This window comes from Kitasatospora purpeofusca (genome assembly GCF_042691725.1).
Classification (GTDB): Bacteria; Actinomycetota; Actinomycetes; order Streptomycetales; family Streptomycetaceae; genus Kitasatospora; species Kitasatospora purpeofusca_B.
Genome location: NZ_CP170483.1, coordinates 3,038,139 through 3,053,925, shown reverse-complemented (window position 1 = coordinate 3,053,925; position 15,787 = coordinate 3,038,139). Strand labels below are relative to the sequence as shown.

Below are 15,787 nucleotides of genomic sequence, written 5' to 3'. Positions count from 1 at the left end.
GGCGGTCTACGGTTGGGCCGGCGGTCCGTCCGGTTCCTCCGGTGCGGGGCCGCCGGGCCGGGTGTCGTCCGACCGAGTATCCGACAGGGCGGGGAGCGGCAGAACGGCGGCCACCTTGAACCCGCCGTCCGGCAGCGGCCCGGTGTCGAGCCGGCCGTCCAGCAGCCGGACCCGCTCGCGCATGCCGACCAGCCCCTGGCCGGTGCCCTCGACGGAGGCCTCCAGCGACTCGGCCCGCGCCGGCGGGGCCGCGTTGACCACGGTGACCAGCAGGGATCCGTCGTTGGTCGCCAGCGAGACCCAGGCGGCGGCGCCGGGGGCGTGCCGGACCACATTGGCCAGCGCCTCCTGGACGATCCGGTAGACCGAGAGCCCGACGGCCGGCGGCAGGGGGTCGCCGGCCAGCTCCGGAGCGAGCGTCAGCTCGGCGGACACCCCCGCCCGGCGGACCGTCTCGACCAGCTGGGCGAGCCGGTCGATGCCCGGCTGCGGGGCCTTCTCGCCGCCCGACTCCTCGCTGCGCAGCACCCCGAGCAGCCGCCGCATCTCGGCCAGCGACTCGCGCGCGCCGTCGGCGATCACGGTGAACTCCTCGGCGGCCTCGGCCGGGACGCCGGTGATCCGGTACGGCGCGCTGGCCGCCTGGACGGCGATCACCGACATGTGGTGGGCGACCACGTCGTGCAGCTCGCGGGCGATCCGGGCGCGTTCCTCCAGCAGGGTGCGGCGCTCGCGCTCGGCCTCGCTGATGTGTTCCTGCTCGGTGAGCAGCCGGCGGGCCTCGGCACGCTCGCGCAGCGCCCCGCCGAGCACCAGGACGGCGCCGGCCAGGACGGTGGCGAGCAGGCTGTTGTCGCCGCCGAACCCGCCGCCGAGGCCGAGCACGGAGAGCGTCAGGCTCCCCGCGGCGGTGACCAGCCAGACCGCGATCAGGGTGGGCCGGGCCTCGCGCAGGGCGAGCGTCAGCATCAGCAGGAGGTAGCCGACCAGGCCGGGCGGCGGCCACGGCCAGGGGCCGTCGACCCCCTGGGCGGTGGCGCCGTGACCGGTGCTGAGGACCAGCAGCGAGGTCAGCAGGGCGCCGCCGCCGATCGTCCACCAGGCGGGCAGCGGCCGGGTGACGGCGAGCACCAGCGGCACCGTCTGGGTGATCGCGAGGGCGGCGGCCAGGCCCGCGTCCACCCCGTAGTCGTTGACCAGCACGTTGATGCCGGTGGGCAGCAGCGCGACGGCGGCGGCCGTGGCGAGGACGTACGGCAGGAGGCGGACCCAGCGGCGGGAGGCCTGGGCGAGCAGCGGGGTGTGATCGGCGGACGGGCGGGTGAGCGGGGCGAGCAGCGCGCGCACCGGACCGCCCAGTGGCTTGGACATCCGGTCAGCCTAGGGCGGTGCGGAGCGGCCGGCGTCCCTCCGGGGTCCGGGCCTTCGCCTCATACCTGGGTATGAGGGTCACGGTCTCCAGTCGCCGACCAGGGCCGGGCCGAGCAGGTCGAGGTGGCGGTCGATCAGCGCGATCATGCCCTCCGGGCCGGCGTCCTCCTGGTCGGCGCTCCAGGACAGGTGGGCGGCGCGCAGCACGCCGCCGAAGGCCGCCGCGAGCACGGCGGGGCGCAGGTCCTCGGCCGGGTCGAGGCCCTCGCGCTCGGCGATGATCAGGGTCACCACCCGCTCCTGCTCGGTGACCCGGCGCAGGTGGGCGGCGAGCAGGGTGGGGGTGGTCTCGATCATCTGGATCAGCTCCAGCGCGGCCGTCACCGAGCTGGGCCCGGTGTCCCGGCCGGCGCCGCGCTCGCGCCAGGAGCCGACGATCGCGGCGCGCAGCGCCCGGAGCGGGTTCTCCTCGGCGGGGCGGGCCTGCAGCTGCTCGATGAAGTGGTCCTCGGCCTCGGCGAGGACGGCGAGGGCGACCTCGTCCTTGTTGGCGAAGTAGCGGAAGAAGGTGCGCTGCGAGACGTCGACGGCGCCGGCGATCTCGTCGACGGTGGTGCGGGCGAAGCCCTGGCCGAGGAAGAGCCGGTGGGCCGCCTCGATGAGGGCGTCCCGGGTCCGTTGCTTCTTGCGGGCGCGCAGTCCGGGCTCCTGGACGGGGGCGGGGGAAGCGGGCTGAGCGGCCATGGCGGGGGCCTTCCGGAGGGTGATCGGGCTGGTGCTGTGGAGGCTACTGTAGCGATCTGACAAATGGCAGACGGATGCAGAAGTCAGCGTTTGCCGAATGTCAGTGGCTGACATAATGTGCCTGGGTGGCGCCCCTGGGCCGGGCACTCGTGGGGACGGGTGGGCCGGGGCGCCACCTCCACGTCCGCCCGCAGCCAGCCCCTCGGAGGGCCCAGATGAGTCAGTCCCTCACCAAGAGCGCCACGGCGGACGCACCGCCGCCGGGCACGTCACCGGGCGCCAGGGGCCTCCAGGGACACCCCTGGCTGACCCTGCTCACCGTCGCCGTCGGCGTGATGATGGTCGCCCTGGACGGCACGATCGTCGCGATCGCCAACCCGGTCATCCAGGCCGACCTCGACGCGGCGCCCTCCGAGATCCAGTGGGTGACCAGCGGCTACCTGCTGGCCCTCGCGGTCTTCCTGATCACCGCCGGCAAGATCGGCGACCGGTTCGGCCACAAGAACACCTTCCTGGTCGGCGCGGTCGGCTTCGCCGTCACCTCGGCGGCGATCGGCTTCGCCGGGAACATCCAGACGGTGATCGCCTTCCGCGTCCTTCAGGGCCTGTTCGGCGCGCTGCTCCAGCCGGCCGCGCTCGGCCTGCTGCGCGGGGCCTTCCCGGCCGAGAAGCTCAACATGGCGATCGGCATCTGGGGCGGCGTCATCGGTGCCTCCACCGCGGCCGGCCCGATCGTCGGCGGCCTGCTGGTCGAGCACGTCAACTGGGAGTCGGTGTTCTTCATCAACATCCCGGTCGGCCTGATCGCGCTGGCCCTCGGCCTGTGGATCCTGCGGGACGTGCGGGCCGAGAACGCCGCCAAGTCCTTCGACGTCCCCGGCATCGTGCTGCTCTCGGTGGCGATGTTCGCGCTGGTCTTCGGCATCATCAAGGCCCCCGAGTGGGGCTGGGGCGACGTCTCCACGCTGGTCTTCCTGGGCGGCGCGGTCGTGCTGATGACCGCCTTCGCGTTCTGGCAGCGGGTGGCCAGGGAGCCGCTGATCCCGCTCGGCCTGTTCCGCTCGCTGCCGCTGTCGGCCGGCACCCTGCTGATGGTGCTGATGGCCTTCTCGTTCTTCGGCGCGATCTTCTTCGTCACCTTCTACCTGCAGAACGTGCACGGCATGACGCCGGTCCAGGCGGGCGTCCACCTGCTGCCGATGACCGGCATGATGATCATCGGATCGCCGGTGGCGGGGATCGCGATCGGCAAGCTGGGCCCGCGGATCCCGATCGTGGCCGGCATGCTGATCACCACCACCGCGATGTTCGGCATGTCCACCCTGGACGCCGGCTCCGGCAACGGCGTGATGGCGCTCTGGTTCGTGCTGATGGGCCTGGGCATCAGCCCGGTCATGGTCGGCGCCACCGAGGTCATCGTCGGCAACGCGCCGCTGGAGCTCTCCGGCGTCGCCGGCGGCCTCCAGCAGTCCGCGATGCAGGTCGGCGGCAGCCTCGGCACCGCCGTGCTGGGCGCGCTGATGGCCGCCCGGGTCACCGACACGCTGCCCGGCAAGTGGGCCGAGGCGGGCCTGCCGCCGGTGGACCCGGCGCAGGCCGAGGGCCTCAACCAGGCCGCCCAGCTCGGCATCGCCCCGCCCGCCCCGGCCGGCACCCCGCAGCAGGCCGTCGACGCGATGGCCGGCGCCGTGCACGACTCCTTCGTCAGCGGCATGTCGCTGGCCTTCGCGGTCGCCTCGGTGGTCGCCTTCGCCGCCGCCCTCCTCGGCCTGCTGACCCGCCGCGGCACCACCGACGCCGGCCCCGCCGTCCACATCTGACGCACCCCCCACCGCCCCGGCCCCGACGGCCCCGGACTCACCCGAGCCCGGGGCCGTCGCCGTCCCCGCGCGCGGACGGCCGGAGCGGGAAGTCGGCGGGTCCGACTTCCCACTCCGGCGGGGTTGTGGTGGGCGGCTCCCGCCCGGGTCGAGCGGGAGCCGCCAGAAGTCGTACGCGGTGACGGTCGAACGACCGGGCTGCTGGGCAGGAAGCCGGGCCGGGCGACTTCCTGCTCCGGCGCTCGGCCGGGTCAGGAGGTGGGGCAGGTCAGGGTCGGGTCGGTTTCGGCGGCGGCCCAGCAGGCCTCGGCCTGCTGCCAGTACTCCTGGTCGGAGAGTGTTGCCGAGGGGCTCGGGGTGGGGAGCACCTGGGTGGGGCCGAAGTGGTTGCCGCCGGGTGGGGGGCCGGGGGGTGGCGCGGGGGTCGTCCGGGTGGGGGCGGGGGCCGGGGCCGGGGCGGACGGGGTTCCGGTGGGCGCCGGTGTGCCGGTCGCGGGCGGGGCGGGCCGGGTGGTGGAAGCCGTCGGACGGGCCGGGGCGGACGGCTGCACCTCGGCCGAGACGAGCCCGAGGGCGGGCGACCGGCCGGGCGTGGGCCGGTCCCCGTCCTGGGGGGCGATGGGCGGCGCGGGAGGGGCTACCGGTGGCGCGGACGGCCCGGTGTCCGGCGGGGCGAGCCCGGGGTCGGTGGGAACGGCCGGAGCGCTGGGAGCGGGAGCGGGAGCGGGCGCCGGGGCCGGGGCCGGCGGCAGGTCGACCAGGGCCCGGTCCGGAGCGGCCGGCAGGGCGATCGACGGGCTGCCGAACTCCTCCGGAGCGGGCAGCAGCTGGGACAGCAGGGCGCCGGTCGTCACCCCGACCAGCAATGCCAGGGGGAAGGCCCCCGTCCTCGGTGCGCGCACGATAACGGCCCCCTCCCCTCGCCCCCTGGAAAGACACCTTAAGCGTGACTCTCGGGAAGGTTAAGAGGGTGCAGGCACCGTCCTGGTTCAGGGGGCCGGACGCGGCTCCACCAACGGGACGATCCGGGTGGTTCGGGCGCGGAATTCCGTGAACGGCGGCTGGGCCGCGATCTGCCGGGCGGAGCCGGCACCGGTGTGAGGTTCAAGCCGGTGTGACCGGTGTCACGGACGAGGGGCCGGCCCTCCCGCACACGGCGGGGGGACCGGCCCCTCAGGGGATCAGCGGTGCGCTCAGGCTTCGCCGCCCGCGGCGCCCGGGTCGGCCGCCGCCACGTCGAGCAGCTGGTAGCGGTCGATCGCGTCCTTCAGTGCGCTGCGCTCGATCTTGCCCTGCTTGGCCAGCTCGGTGAGCACGGCCAGCACGACGGACTGCGCGTCGATGTGGAAGAAGCGACGGGCCGCACCACGGGTGTCGGCGAAGCCGAAGCCGTCGGCGCCCAGCGACTGCCACTGGCCCGGCACCCAGCGGGAGATCTGGTCCGGCACCGCGCGCATCCAGTCGGACACCGCGACGAACGGGCCCTCGGAGCCCTGGAGCTTGCCGGTGACGTACGGGACGCGCTGCTGCTCCTCGGGGTGCAGCAGGTTGAACTCCTCGGCCTCCACCGCCTCGCGGCGCAGCTCGTTCCAGGAGGTCGCGGACCAGACGTCGGCCTTGACGTTCCACTCCTCGGCCAGGATCCGCTGGGCCTCCAGGGCCCACGGCACGGCCACGCCGGAGGCGAGGATCTGCGCCGGGATCTGGCCCGCGGTGCCGGCCGCGTACTTGTGCAGGCCCTTGAGGATGCCGTCGACGTCCACGTTCTCGGGCTCGGCCGGCATCTTGATCGGCTCGTTGTAGACGGTGAGGTAGTAGAACACGTCCTCGCCGTGCGGGTGCTGCTCGCTGGAGCCGTACATCCGCCGCAGACCGTCCTGGACGATGTGCGCGATCTCGAAGCCGTACGCGGGGTCGTACGCGACGACGCCCGGGTTGGTCGAGGCCAGCAGGTGCGAGTGGCCGTCGGCGTGCTGCAGGCCCTCGCCGGTCAGCGTGGTGCGGCCGGCGGTGGCGCCGAGCACGAAGCCGCGGGCCAGCTGGTCGGCCATCTGCCAGAACTGGTCGCCGGTGCGCTGGAACCCGAACATCGAGTAGAAGACGTACACCGGGATCAGCGGCTCGCCGTGGGTGGCGTAGGCCGAGCCGGCGGCGATCAGCGAGGCGGTGCAGCCGGCCTCGGAGATGCCGTCGTGCAGCATCTGACCGGTGGGCGACTCCTTGTACGCCAGCAGCAGCTCGCGGTCGACCGACTCGTAGGTCTGGCCGAGCGGGTTGTAGATCTTCGCCGACGGGAACAGCGAGTCCATGCCGAAGGTGCGGTACTCGTCGGGCGCGATCGGCACGAAGCGGTTGCCGATGCCCTTGTCCCGCATGAGGTCCTTGAGCAGCCGGACGAACGCCATGGTGGTGGCGATGGTCTGGTTGCCCGAGCCCTTCTTGACCGCCTTGTACGCGTCCTCGCCCGGCAGCTCCAGCTTGCGCGGCCGCACCTTGCGGGTCGGCACGTAGCCGCCCAGCTCCTCGCGGCGGTCGTGCATGTACTGGATCTCTTCCGAGTCGCGGCCCGGGTGGAAGTAGGGCGGGTAGCCCTCTTCGAGCTGCTTGTCGGTGATCGGCAGGTGCAGCCGGTCGCGGAAGCGCTTGAGGTCCTCGACCGTCAGCTTCTTCATCTGGTGGGTGGCGTTGCGGCCCTCGAAGTTGGGGCCCAGCGTCCAGCCCTTGACGGTCTGCGCCAGGATGACGGTCGGCTGGCCCTTGTGCTCGCGGGCCGCCTTGAACGCCGCGTAGATCTTGCGGTGGTCGTGGCCGCCGCGGCCCAGGTGCTGGACCTGCTGGTCGGTCATCGACTCGACCATCTTGCGCAGCCGCAGGTCGCCGCCGAAGAAGTTCTCGCGGATGTACGCGCCGGACTCGGTGGCGTAGGTCTGGAACTGGCCGTCCACCGTGGTGTTCAGCTTGTTCACCAGGACGCCGTCGCGGTCCTGCGCGAGCAGCGGGTCCCAGCTGCGGTCCCAGACCAGCTTGATGACGTTCCAGCCGGCGCCGCGGAACTGCGACTCCAGCTCCTGGATGATCTTGCCGTTGCCGCGGACCGGGCCGTCGAGGCGCTGCAGGTTGCAGTTGACCACGAAGGTGAGGTTGTCCAGGCCCTCGCGGGCGGCCAGGGACAGCTGGCCGAGCGACTCGGGCTCGTCCATCTCGCCGTCGCCGAGGAAGGCGTAGACGTGCGAGTCGGAGGTGTCCTTGATGCCGCGGTGCTCCAGGTAGCGGTTCATCCGGGCCTGGTAGATCGCGCCGAGCGGGCCGAGGCCCATCGAGACGGTCGGGAACTCCCAGAAGTCCGGCATCAGCCGCGGGTGCGGGTAGCTGGAGAGGCCGTAGGGGGCCTTCGACTTCTCCTGGCGGAAGGCGTCGAGCTGCTGCTCGGTGAGCCGGTCCAGCAGGAAGGCGCGGGCGTAGATGCCGGGGGAGGCGTGACCCTGGAAGAAGATCTGGTCGCCGGACTCGCCCTCGGCGTCCTTGCCGCGGAAGAAGTAGTTGAAGCCGACGTCGTAGAGCGACGCGGAGGAGGCGAAGGTGGCGATGTGGCCACCCACGCCGATGCCCGGGCGCTGGGCCCGGGAGACCATCACCGCGGCGTTCCAGCGGGTCGCGTTGAGGATCTTGCGCTCGATCTCCTCGTTGCCGGGGAAGAACGGCTCGTCCTTGGTGGCGATGGTGTTGACGTAGTCCGTGCTGCGCATCTCGGGCACGGCGACACGCTTCTCGCGGGCGCGCTCGATCAGCCGCAGCATCAGGTAGCGGGCACGCTCACGCCCCCGCTCGTCGATGGCCGCATCGAGCGACTCCAGCCATTCCGCGGTCTCCTCGGGATCGAAGTCCGGGACCTGACTCGGAAGGCCGCCAATGATGATCGGGTTGCGATCGGATCCGGAAGCCACGCTGTTCCTTCACTGTCGGTCGAAACTAGAGGTGTGTCGCGCCGCCTCCATCGTGCTACCGCGCTCGGAGATCCGTCATCTCTACCGATCGGTAACCGCTCTCCCTGACAGAAGGAGCGGTCTGGTGATGTGCGGTTCGGACAGCATCGTCCGGGCCGCGCACCCCCGGGTGTTACGAACAGAGGTGGTCCGACCTGGTTTCCCGTCCGTCCGATGGCGGACGGCAGGGGTGAGGGCCATCAGGAGACTCTACGCCCGCGCACGCGCGGACCCGAATGCCGTTCGCATCTCGGGCGTGCGTACGGCCTGTGGACCAGGACCTCCCGAAGCATCCTTGTCCTATGCAGAGAAGGGCAAATCGGTGTGATTCCCGACACGTCGCCCGGCGTGTCCCGGTGCGACACGTCAACCTTTGGAGGGGATCGGGGGTCGGGTACTTGCGCGAACCGCCGCGCCCGTGTGGACTACGGCCACAGCCTCGGCATGGACGCCGGGCCGAATACTGGAGGTTATTCCCGTGAGCGCGACCGCGGACCCCGCGGACAAGTCCAACCCGGCAGCTCGTCTCGGCTTCGAAGAAGGCCAGATCATCCAGGAGCTGGGGTACGACGAAGACACTGACCAGGACCTCCGCGAGGGCATCGAGGAGATCACCGGGACGGATCTCGTCGACGAGGACTACGACGACGTCGCCGACGCCGTCCTGCTGTGGCACCGCGACGACGACGGGGACCTCACCGACGCCCTCGTCGACGCCCTGGAATACCTGGCCGAGGGCGGCCTGATCTGGCTGCTGACGCCCAAGACCGGCCGGGACGGCCACATCGAGGCCTCGGACGTCGCCGACGCCGCGAAGACCTCCGGTCTCTCCCAGACCAGCTCGATCGCGATCGCCAAGGACTGGGCCGCGACCCGCCTGGCGACCAAGTCGACCGCCAAGCCGGGCAAGCGCTGAGCATCGCCTGACGGGCCGCACCGGGCCCCGCCGGAGCATCCTCCGGCGGGGCCCGGTCGCATCCGGGCGGGCCGGCCCGCCCGATCCGGGGCGATCCGGACGGCCCCGGCCCGGCGTCCGGACGGCCGAACCGTTCGCCCAGGGCGAAAGCGGTGGCCCCGGACGGCGCAGTGCTCACCCGTCCGGCCCAATCGCTCCCGGCGAATGCGAGGATGGCGCTCGTCGCGCCACCCGCGCGGCCCAGTCGCGTCGAGTGGGAAAGGTCCCCGCATGGCCATCGAGATCGGCACCGAGGCTCCGGACTTCGAGCTCAAGAACCAGCACGGCGAGCTGGTCCGGCTCTCCGACTTCAGGGGCGAGAAGAACGTCGTCGTGGTCTTCTACCCGTTCGCGTTCACCGGTGTCTGCACCGGCGAGGTCTGCGCGATCCAGAAGGAGCTGCCGCGCCTGCAGAACGACGAGGTGCAGGTGCTCGGCGTGTCCAACGACTCGCCCTTCAGCCAGCGGGTCTTCGCCGACCAGGAGGGCCTGGAGTTCCCGCTGCTCTCCGACTTCTGGCCGCACGGCGAGGTCTCCCGCGCCTACGGCGTCTTCGACGAGGAGAAGGGCTGCGCCGTCCGCGGCACCTTCGTGATCGACAAGGCCGGCGTGGTCCGCTGGAGCGTCGTGAACGGCCTGCCGGACGCCCGTGACGAGAAGGAGTACCTGGCGGCCGTCGGCGCGCTCTGAAGGCGCGTCCGGCCGGTTCCCCGGCGCGGACGGGAACCGCGCACTACGATCGGCTCGTTGGCTGGTCAGAGGCCCGGGACGGTTCCACCGCCGGAGCCTCGGACCGCACCACGGGGCACCGAGGAGTGCCTCCCGAATCTTGGAGGACAAGTGGGTGTCAGCCTGAGCAAGGGCGGCAATGTCTCGCTCACCAAGGAGGCCCCTGGCCTGACCGCCGTCGTGGTCGGGCTCGGCTGGGACGTCCGCACCACCACGGGCACGGATTTCGACCTGGATGCCAGCGCGCTGCTCTGCAACGACCAGGGCAGGGTCGGCGCGGACGGCAACTTCGTCTTCTTCAACAACCTCAAGAGCCCCGACGGCTCGGTCGAGCACACCGGTGACAACCTCACCGGTGAGGGCGAGGGCGACGACGAGGCGATCAAGGTCAACCTGGCGACCGTGCCGGCCGATGTGCAGAAGATCGTCTTCCCGGTGTCCATCTACGACGCCGAGAACCGGTCGCAGAACTTCGGCCAGGTCCGCAACGCGTTCATCCGCGTGGTGAACCAGGCGGACAACAAGGAGCTGGCCCGGTACGACCTCACCGAGGACGCCTCCACCGAGACGGCGATGGTCTTCGGGGAGCTGTACCGCAACGGCGCCGAGTGGAAGTTCCGCGCGATCGGCCAGGGCTACGCCTCCGGCCTGCGCGGCATCGCCCAGGACTTCGGCGTGAACGTCTGAGTCGGGCGGGCCGGTGACGGCCCGGTGGCGAGCAGTGCGAAACGGCCGGGGCGGCCGCGGACGCGAAGGCGTCGGCGGGCGCCCCGGCCGTTCCGTCGTTCCGGGCGCACTGGAAGGATGGGAGTTCAGGAAAGTTCAGCCGGCCGGAAGGGGCCGGCCGGGGTCGCGGGGGAATAGACCTGAGATGCGCCCCGGGAGGCAAGGGAGGAAGGACAAGCCATGAGTGTCACGCTCGCCAAGGGTGGCAATGTTTCGCTCACGAAGGCCGCGCCGAATCTGACCCAGGTGCAGATCGGCCTCGGCTGGGACGCCCGGTCCACGACCGGCGCGCCCTTCGACCTCGACGCGAGCGCGCTGCTCTGCTCGGGCGGCCGGGTGCTGGGCGACGAGTACTTCGTCTTCTACAACAACCTCAAGAGCCCCGAGGGCTCGGTCGAGCACACCGGTGACAACCTGACCGGTGACGGCGACGGCGACGACGAGGTGGTCCTGGTCAACCTGGACCTCGTGCCGGCGCAGGTCGACAAGGTGGTCTTCCCGGTGTCCATCTACGACGCCGAGAACCGGTCGCAGAACTTCGGCCAGGTCCGCAACGCGTACATCCGGGTGGTCAACTCGGTGGACGGCCAGGAGATCGCCCGCTACGACCTCACCGAGGACGCGTCCAGCGAGACCGCGATGATCTTCGGCGAGCTGTACCGGTACGCGGGCGAGTGGAAGTTCCGCGCGGTGGGCCAGGGCTACGCCTCGGGCCTGCGGGGCATTGCTCTCGATTTCGGCGTAAACGTACAGTAAAGGCCGCGATCGTCATGATCGTCCCGCCATGAACCCGAAAGGTAACCAAGTCCCGTGTTCCTCCGCACATTCGGCTGGTCATTCGCGATCACCGTTCTCGGACTGATCGCCGCAGGCCTGCTCTGGGGAGCCGAGGGATTCGGCATCGTGCTGATCCTCTCCATCCTGGAGATCTCCCTCTCGTTCGACAACGCGGTGGTCAACGCCACGGTGTTGAAGCGGATGAACCCGTACTGGCAGAAGATCTTCCTGACCGTCGGCGTGCTGATCGCCGTGTTCGGTATGCGGCTGATCTTCCCGCTGCTGGTCGTCGGCCTCACCGCGCACCTCAACCCGGCGACGGTCATCGACCTCGCGATCCACAGCGACAAGACGTACGAGGGCCTCACCTACGGCCAGTACCTGGAGCAGGCCAACCCGGCCATCGCGGCCTTCGGCGGCGTCTTCCTGCTGATGATCTTCCTCGACTTCATCTTCGAGGAGAAGGACTACAACTGGCTGGCCTGGATCGAGCGCCCGCTGGAGAAGGTCGGCAAGCTGGAGGCCTTCTCCACCGTCGTCGCCCTGGTCACCCTGCTGCTGGCGTCCAACTTCTTCGCCGGTGAGCACGCCGAGACGGTGCTCCTCGCCGGGGTGCTCGGCCTCGTCACCTACCTCGGCGTCAACGGGCTCGCCTCGGTCTTCGAGTCGGGTCTGGAGGAGGAGAGCGAGAAGGAGGAGGCGGCTGAGAAGTCCGGCAAGTCGATCGTCCAGGTCGGCGGCAAGGCCGCGTTCTTCCTCTTCATGTACCTGGAGGTGCTGGACGCCTCGTTCTCCTTCGACGGCGTGGTCGGCGCGTTCGCGATCTCCAGCGACATCTTCCAGATCACCCTGGGCCTCGGCATCGGCGCGATGTACATCCGCTCGCTGACCGTCTTCCTGGTCCGCAAGGGGACCCTGGACGACTACGTCTACCTGGAGCACGGCGCGCACTACGCGATCGGCGCGCTCGCGGTGATCCTGCTGGTCGGCATCGAGTACCACATCCCGGAGATGGTCACCGGCCTGATCGGCGTCGCCTTCATCGGCCTCGCGCTCGGCTCGTCGATCCTGCGCAACCGGCGCGACGGCGCCGACGGCGGGGGCGAGGGGGAGCGGGAACTGGTGGGCAGCGCCCAGTAGCCCCGCGGGCCCCGCGCCGCGCGACAGCGCACCGCACGACAGCACGACAGCACGACGCCGAACGGCCGTTCCTCCCGAGTGGGGAACGGCCGTTCGGCGTCGTGCGTGGCGGATGCTCAGCCGAGCTGCTGCTCGATGGCGCGCAGCTTGCGCTCCAGCGAGTCCAGCTTGGGCATCGACAGGGTGTCGTCGTCCGGCGTCAGGTCGATGGCCGAGCCGGCGCGGTAGGACGAGGAGGAGGCCGAGGAGGAGGCGGTGCCGCTGCCGACGGCGGTGCGCGGGCGGCGGCCGGTCTCCAGGGTGCTCAGCGCGGAGGCGCCGGCGGTGGCGGTGGAAGCGTCTGCCTCGGCGGCTAGGGCAGGCTCCGTAGCGCTCGGGCCGTCTCCGGCGGAGGCGAGGGCGGGCACCTGGCGGCTGCCGCGGTTGCGGGAGAGCATGCCGCCCGACTGGCGGGAGATGGCCTTCAGCTCGGCGCGCTCGCGGCGGTCGGCACTGCGGGCCCGCACCTTGGCGTCCAGCTTGGCCTGGCGCTCCTCGCGCACCTCCTCGACCGCCTCGTCCAGGCTGCGGACGTTCTCCAGCAGCATCAGCGACCAGGCGGCGTAGGTCTCACGGGGCGCGCGCAGCCAGCGGACGATGCGGATCTGCGGCAGCGGGCGCGGCACCAGGCCCTGCTCGCGCAGGGCGGCCTTGCGGGTCTGCTTCAGCGCGCGGTCGAAGAGGATCGCGGCCGAGATCGACATGCCGGAGAAGAACTCGGGGGCGCCGTCGTGGGAGATGCCGCGCGGGGCGTGCACCCAGTTGAACCAGGCCGAGGCGATCGCGAACACCCAGACCAGCAGACGCGAGCCGAGCGCCGCGTCACCGTGGCTGGCCTCGCGGACGGCGAGCACCGAGCAGAACATCGCGGCGCCGTCCAGGCCGAACGGCACCAGGTACTCCCAGCCGTTCGACAGGCCGAGGTTCTCCTTGCCGAAGCCGACCAGGCCGTGGAAGGAGAGCGCGGCCGCGACGCCGGCGCAGCAGAACAGCAGCACGTAGGAGGAGATCCCGTAGATCATCTCCTTGCGCCGGCGGCGCTCCTCGCTGCGCTCCCAGGAGTCGCTGGAATCCTGCTTCCGGTTGTTGTTCTTGAAGCGCAGCGTCGCCACCAGGATGGCGGTGAACAGCAGGGCTGCGCCGCCGATGACGGTCCAGACCAGCTGTATGGAGGTCAGGTTCATTGCGGGTCGGGCCTCGGGTTTCCGCAGGGGACAGGTCACAGTGCGACACGGTGGTCAGGGCTCGTCCCCGGGACCGGGCCTGACGATGCGTCGTGGTCGGACGGGCGGCCCGGCACGCCCGGAAGAGGGGCGTACGGGACACCTGTGCGGCTAGACGATATCGCGTCCGAAGTGGCGGCATGGTACGGGAGGTGGCCTTCGCCCCGCCAATCGACCCGCCGGTGTCCGGACGGTGTCCCCGCAGCGGCGGTGGGTAGGGGAGTTCGGGTACCCGGCGGGCGGGTTGATGCCCGATCATGGAGCGGCGGACCGTCAGAGCGACTGGCGGGGCTGGGGGAGGACGGCATGGCCTCGATTTGGGAGTACCTGCGCGGGGAACGGAACGCCCTCGACACGGGCGGCCAGTTCAAGGTCACCCTGACCAAGTCGTCACCGCAGCACGCGATCACCGGCGCGGCGGCGACCACCGGCTACCTCTACGTCAACCTGCACTGGACCACCCGGGCGGGGGCGCCGCGGGCGTCCGCCGGGGACACCGTGCGGCGGTTCTTCAGCCCGCGCATCCTCAGCCCGATGGAGCCGGACTCCGCCCAGAACGCGCAGGTCAACGTGGACCTCGACCTGGCCTGCATGTACGAGCTGGCGGACGGCAGGCGGGGGGTGGTGCAGCCGCTGGGCGGCCTCCTCGGGGACCTCCAGCACCCGCCGTACGTCAAGCTCAGCGGCGACGACCAGTACGGCGCGCCGTCCGGCGAGACGATGTACATCAACCTGGAGAAGAAGGACCAGTTCAAGCGGCTGCTGGTCTTCGTGTACATCTACGACGGCACGCCCGCCTTCGAGCAGACCAACGCGGTGGTGACGATCGTGCCGCAGTCCGGGCCGCGGATCGAGGTGAAGCTGGAGGAGCGGGCCCCGGCGGCGCGGTCCTGCGCGGTGGTGCTGATCGAGAACTCCGGGGACAACACGCTCACCGTGCGGCGCGAGGTCCGCTACGTCAACGGGTTCCAGGCGGACATCGACCGGTTGTACGGCTTCGGGATGCAGTGGCAGCGCGGGTACAAGCCGGAGTGAGCCCCGGCCCGGGGCGGGGCCGGTGCGGGCGGGGCCGGGCGCGGGAGGCGGCTCAGCGGGGCTGGAACTGCGGGCCCTGCGGGGGCAGGGCGAACTCCTCGGCGGCGGGGGCCGGCGGCTGCTGCGCCTGGGGCGCGGTGTTCGGCGGCGGGTAGCCGTAGCCGCCCTGCTGAGGGGCCTGCTGCTGGGGGTAGCGGTAGTCCGGGGTCGGCGCCGCGGGCTGCTGGGGGTAGCCGTAGCCGCCCTGCTGCGGGGCCTGCGGCGGGTAGCCGTAGCCGGGCTGCCGGGCCGGCGGCGCGGTCGGGGCCGGCGGGACGTTCGGCGGCACCGTGGGCGGGTTGGGCGGCGGCGGGGGCGTGTTGGCCGGGACGCCGGCCGGCGCCGGGGCGGCCTGGGCGGCGGCCTGCGGCTGCGGGACGGCCGGGGCCAGGGTGAAGGTGCCCGGTTCGGGGCGGCCGGCCGGCCGGGGGTCGGGCAGCGCGGTCCGCGGGTCCGCGGCCGGGGCGGCGGGCGGTCCGGCCGGGGGCTGGGACTGGGCGGGCTGGGCGCCGGTGTCGCCCTCGTCCTCGACGGTGATGCCGAAGTCGGTGGCCAGGCCGATCAGGCCGGACGCGTACCCCTGGCCGACGGCCCGGAACTTCCAGGCGCCCGCCCGGCGGTAGAGCTCGCCCGCGACCAGCGCGGTGACCTCGTCCCCGTCGGCCATCGCGAACTCGGCCAGCGGCGGCGCGCCCTCGCCGGCCGCCGCGTCGAACAGCTGCAGGCGCAGCCCGCCCACCGCGCGGAACGAGCCGCCCTCGGAGGAGCCGGCCAGCACCACCCGGTCGACGTGGGCCGACAGCTTGCCGAGCTCGGCCTCGACGGTGTCGGTGATCTCGGTGCCGTCGGCGCTCTGCTGCTTCGGCAGGTGGCGCACCAGGCCGGACGGGTGGCGCGGCTGGTTGTAGAAGACGAAGTCCGCGTCCGAACCGACCTTGCCGCCCGGGCCGAGCAGCAGTGCGGAGGCGTCCACGTCCGGCGCACCGGGCGTGGCGCTCCAGCGCAGCACGGCGCGGACCGCCGCCACCGGCAGTGCGATGTTGGCGCCCTTGGCCATCACGTGCGTCATAGCCGACCATCCTGCCTGTTCGCCACCCCTTCGGACAACGTGACCGCAGGAGGCGTCGTGGTGGGACTTTGCCAACGCTTGCGGTTTGTGAAGTGGAGGGTAACCTTCCGAGAATTCGCCATTGCGGAACCGGTGCG

The 15,787-nt window shown here is 71.7% G+C and carries 13 protein-coding genes; 7 read left to right on the top strand and 6 right to left on the bottom strand.

Annotated features, from left to right (window positions below; genetic code table 11):
- Positions 1-6: 6 nt before the first annotated feature.
- Complete coding sequence (locus ACFCLZ_RS12735) at positions 7-1,371, bottom strand: sensor histidine kinase (RefSeq protein ID WP_380285013.1); 1,365 nt, start codon at positions 1,369-1,371, stop codon at positions 7-9.
- 78 nt (positions 1,372-1,449) lie between these two features.
- A complete protein-coding gene (locus ACFCLZ_RS12730) occupies positions 1,450-2,115 on the bottom strand; it encodes a TetR family transcriptional regulator (RefSeq protein ID WP_380285012.1) in 666 nt (221 codons plus the stop codon).
- A 215-nt stretch (positions 2,116-2,330) separates the two neighbouring features.
- Between ACFCLZ_RS12730 and ACFCLZ_RS12725 the strand changes: the two genes are divergently transcribed.
- The gene (locus ACFCLZ_RS12725) at positions 2,331-3,935 is read left to right on the top strand and encodes an MFS transporter (RefSeq protein ID WP_380285011.1); all 1,605 of its coding nucleotides are present in this window, start codon (positions 2,331-2,333) and stop codon (positions 3,933-3,935) included.
- 251 nt (positions 3,936-4,186) lie between these two features.
- Here the strand turns inward: ACFCLZ_RS12725 and ACFCLZ_RS12720 are convergent, their stop codons facing one another.
- Both ACFCLZ_RS12720 and aceE read right to left on the bottom strand, forming a co-directional pair.
- Positions 4,187-4,837 carry a hypothetical protein gene (locus ACFCLZ_RS12720; protein WP_380285010.1) on the bottom strand — a complete coding sequence of 217 codons (651 nt, stop codon included), beginning with the start codon at positions 4,835-4,837 and terminating at the stop codon, positions 4,187-4,189.
- Between the two features lie 291 nt (positions 4,838-5,128).
- The gene (gene aceE / locus ACFCLZ_RS12715) at positions 5,129-7,879 is read right to left on the bottom strand and encodes a pyruvate dehydrogenase (acetyl-transferring), homodimeric type (protein ID WP_380285009.1); all 2,751 of its coding nucleotides are present in this window, start codon (positions 7,877-7,879) and stop codon (positions 5,129-5,131) included.
- Positions 7,880-8,396: 517 nt separating this feature from the next.
- Between aceE and ACFCLZ_RS12710 the strand changes: the two genes are divergently transcribed.
- The 5 genes from ACFCLZ_RS12710 (at position 8,397) to ACFCLZ_RS12690 (ending at position 12,245) form a co-directional block, all read left to right on the top strand.
- Complete coding sequence (locus tag ACFCLZ_RS12710) at positions 8,397-8,834, top strand: DUF3052 domain-containing protein (RefSeq protein WP_380285008.1); 438 nt, start codon at positions 8,397-8,399, stop codon at positions 8,832-8,834.
- A 270-nt stretch (positions 8,835-9,104) separates the two neighbouring features.
- Positions 9,105-9,563, top strand: coding sequence for a peroxiredoxin (locus ACFCLZ_RS12705; RefSeq protein WP_380285007.1), 459 nt, complete (start codon positions 9,105-9,107; stop codon positions 9,561-9,563).
- Positions 9,564-9,713: 150 nt separating this feature from the next.
- Positions 9,714-10,289, top strand: a complete 576-nt coding sequence (locus tag ACFCLZ_RS12700; protein ID WP_380285006.1) for a TerD family protein — start codon at positions 9,714-9,716, stop codon at positions 10,287-10,289.
- 219 nt (positions 10,290-10,508) lie between these two features.
- Positions 10,509-11,084: a TerD family protein gene (locus ACFCLZ_RS12695; RefSeq protein ID WP_380285005.1), complete on the top strand. Its 576-nt coding sequence runs from the start codon at positions 10,509-10,511 to the stop codon at positions 11,082-11,084.
- A 54-nt stretch (positions 11,085-11,138) separates the two neighbouring features.
- Positions 11,139-12,245 carry a DUF475 domain-containing protein gene (locus tag ACFCLZ_RS12690; protein WP_380285004.1) on the top strand — a complete coding sequence of 369 codons (1,107 nt, stop codon included), beginning with the start codon at positions 11,139-11,141 and terminating at the stop codon, positions 12,243-12,245.
- A gap of 116 nt (positions 12,246-12,361) precedes the next feature.
- Here the strand turns inward: ACFCLZ_RS12690 and ACFCLZ_RS12685 are convergent, their stop codons facing one another.
- Complete coding sequence (locus ACFCLZ_RS12685) at positions 12,362-13,468, bottom strand: DUF2637 domain-containing protein (RefSeq protein WP_380285003.1); 1,107 nt, start codon at positions 13,466-13,468, stop codon at positions 12,362-12,364.
- A gap of 345 nt (positions 13,469-13,813) precedes the next feature.
- On the opposite strand from ACFCLZ_RS12685, the gene ACFCLZ_RS12680 reads away from it, so the two are divergent.
- Entirely contained in the window at positions 13,814-14,542 is a 729-nt protein-coding gene (locus ACFCLZ_RS12680) for a Tellurium resistance (protein ID WP_380285002.1), read from the top strand.
- 52 nt (positions 14,543-14,594) lie between these two features.
- Here the strand turns inward: ACFCLZ_RS12680 and ACFCLZ_RS12675 are convergent, their stop codons facing one another.
- Positions 14,595-15,650: a TerD family protein gene (locus tag ACFCLZ_RS12675; protein ID WP_380285001.1), complete on the bottom strand. Its 1,056-nt coding sequence runs from the start codon at positions 15,648-15,650 to the stop codon at positions 14,595-14,597.
- Between the last annotated feature and the right edge of the window lie 137 nt (positions 15,651-15,787).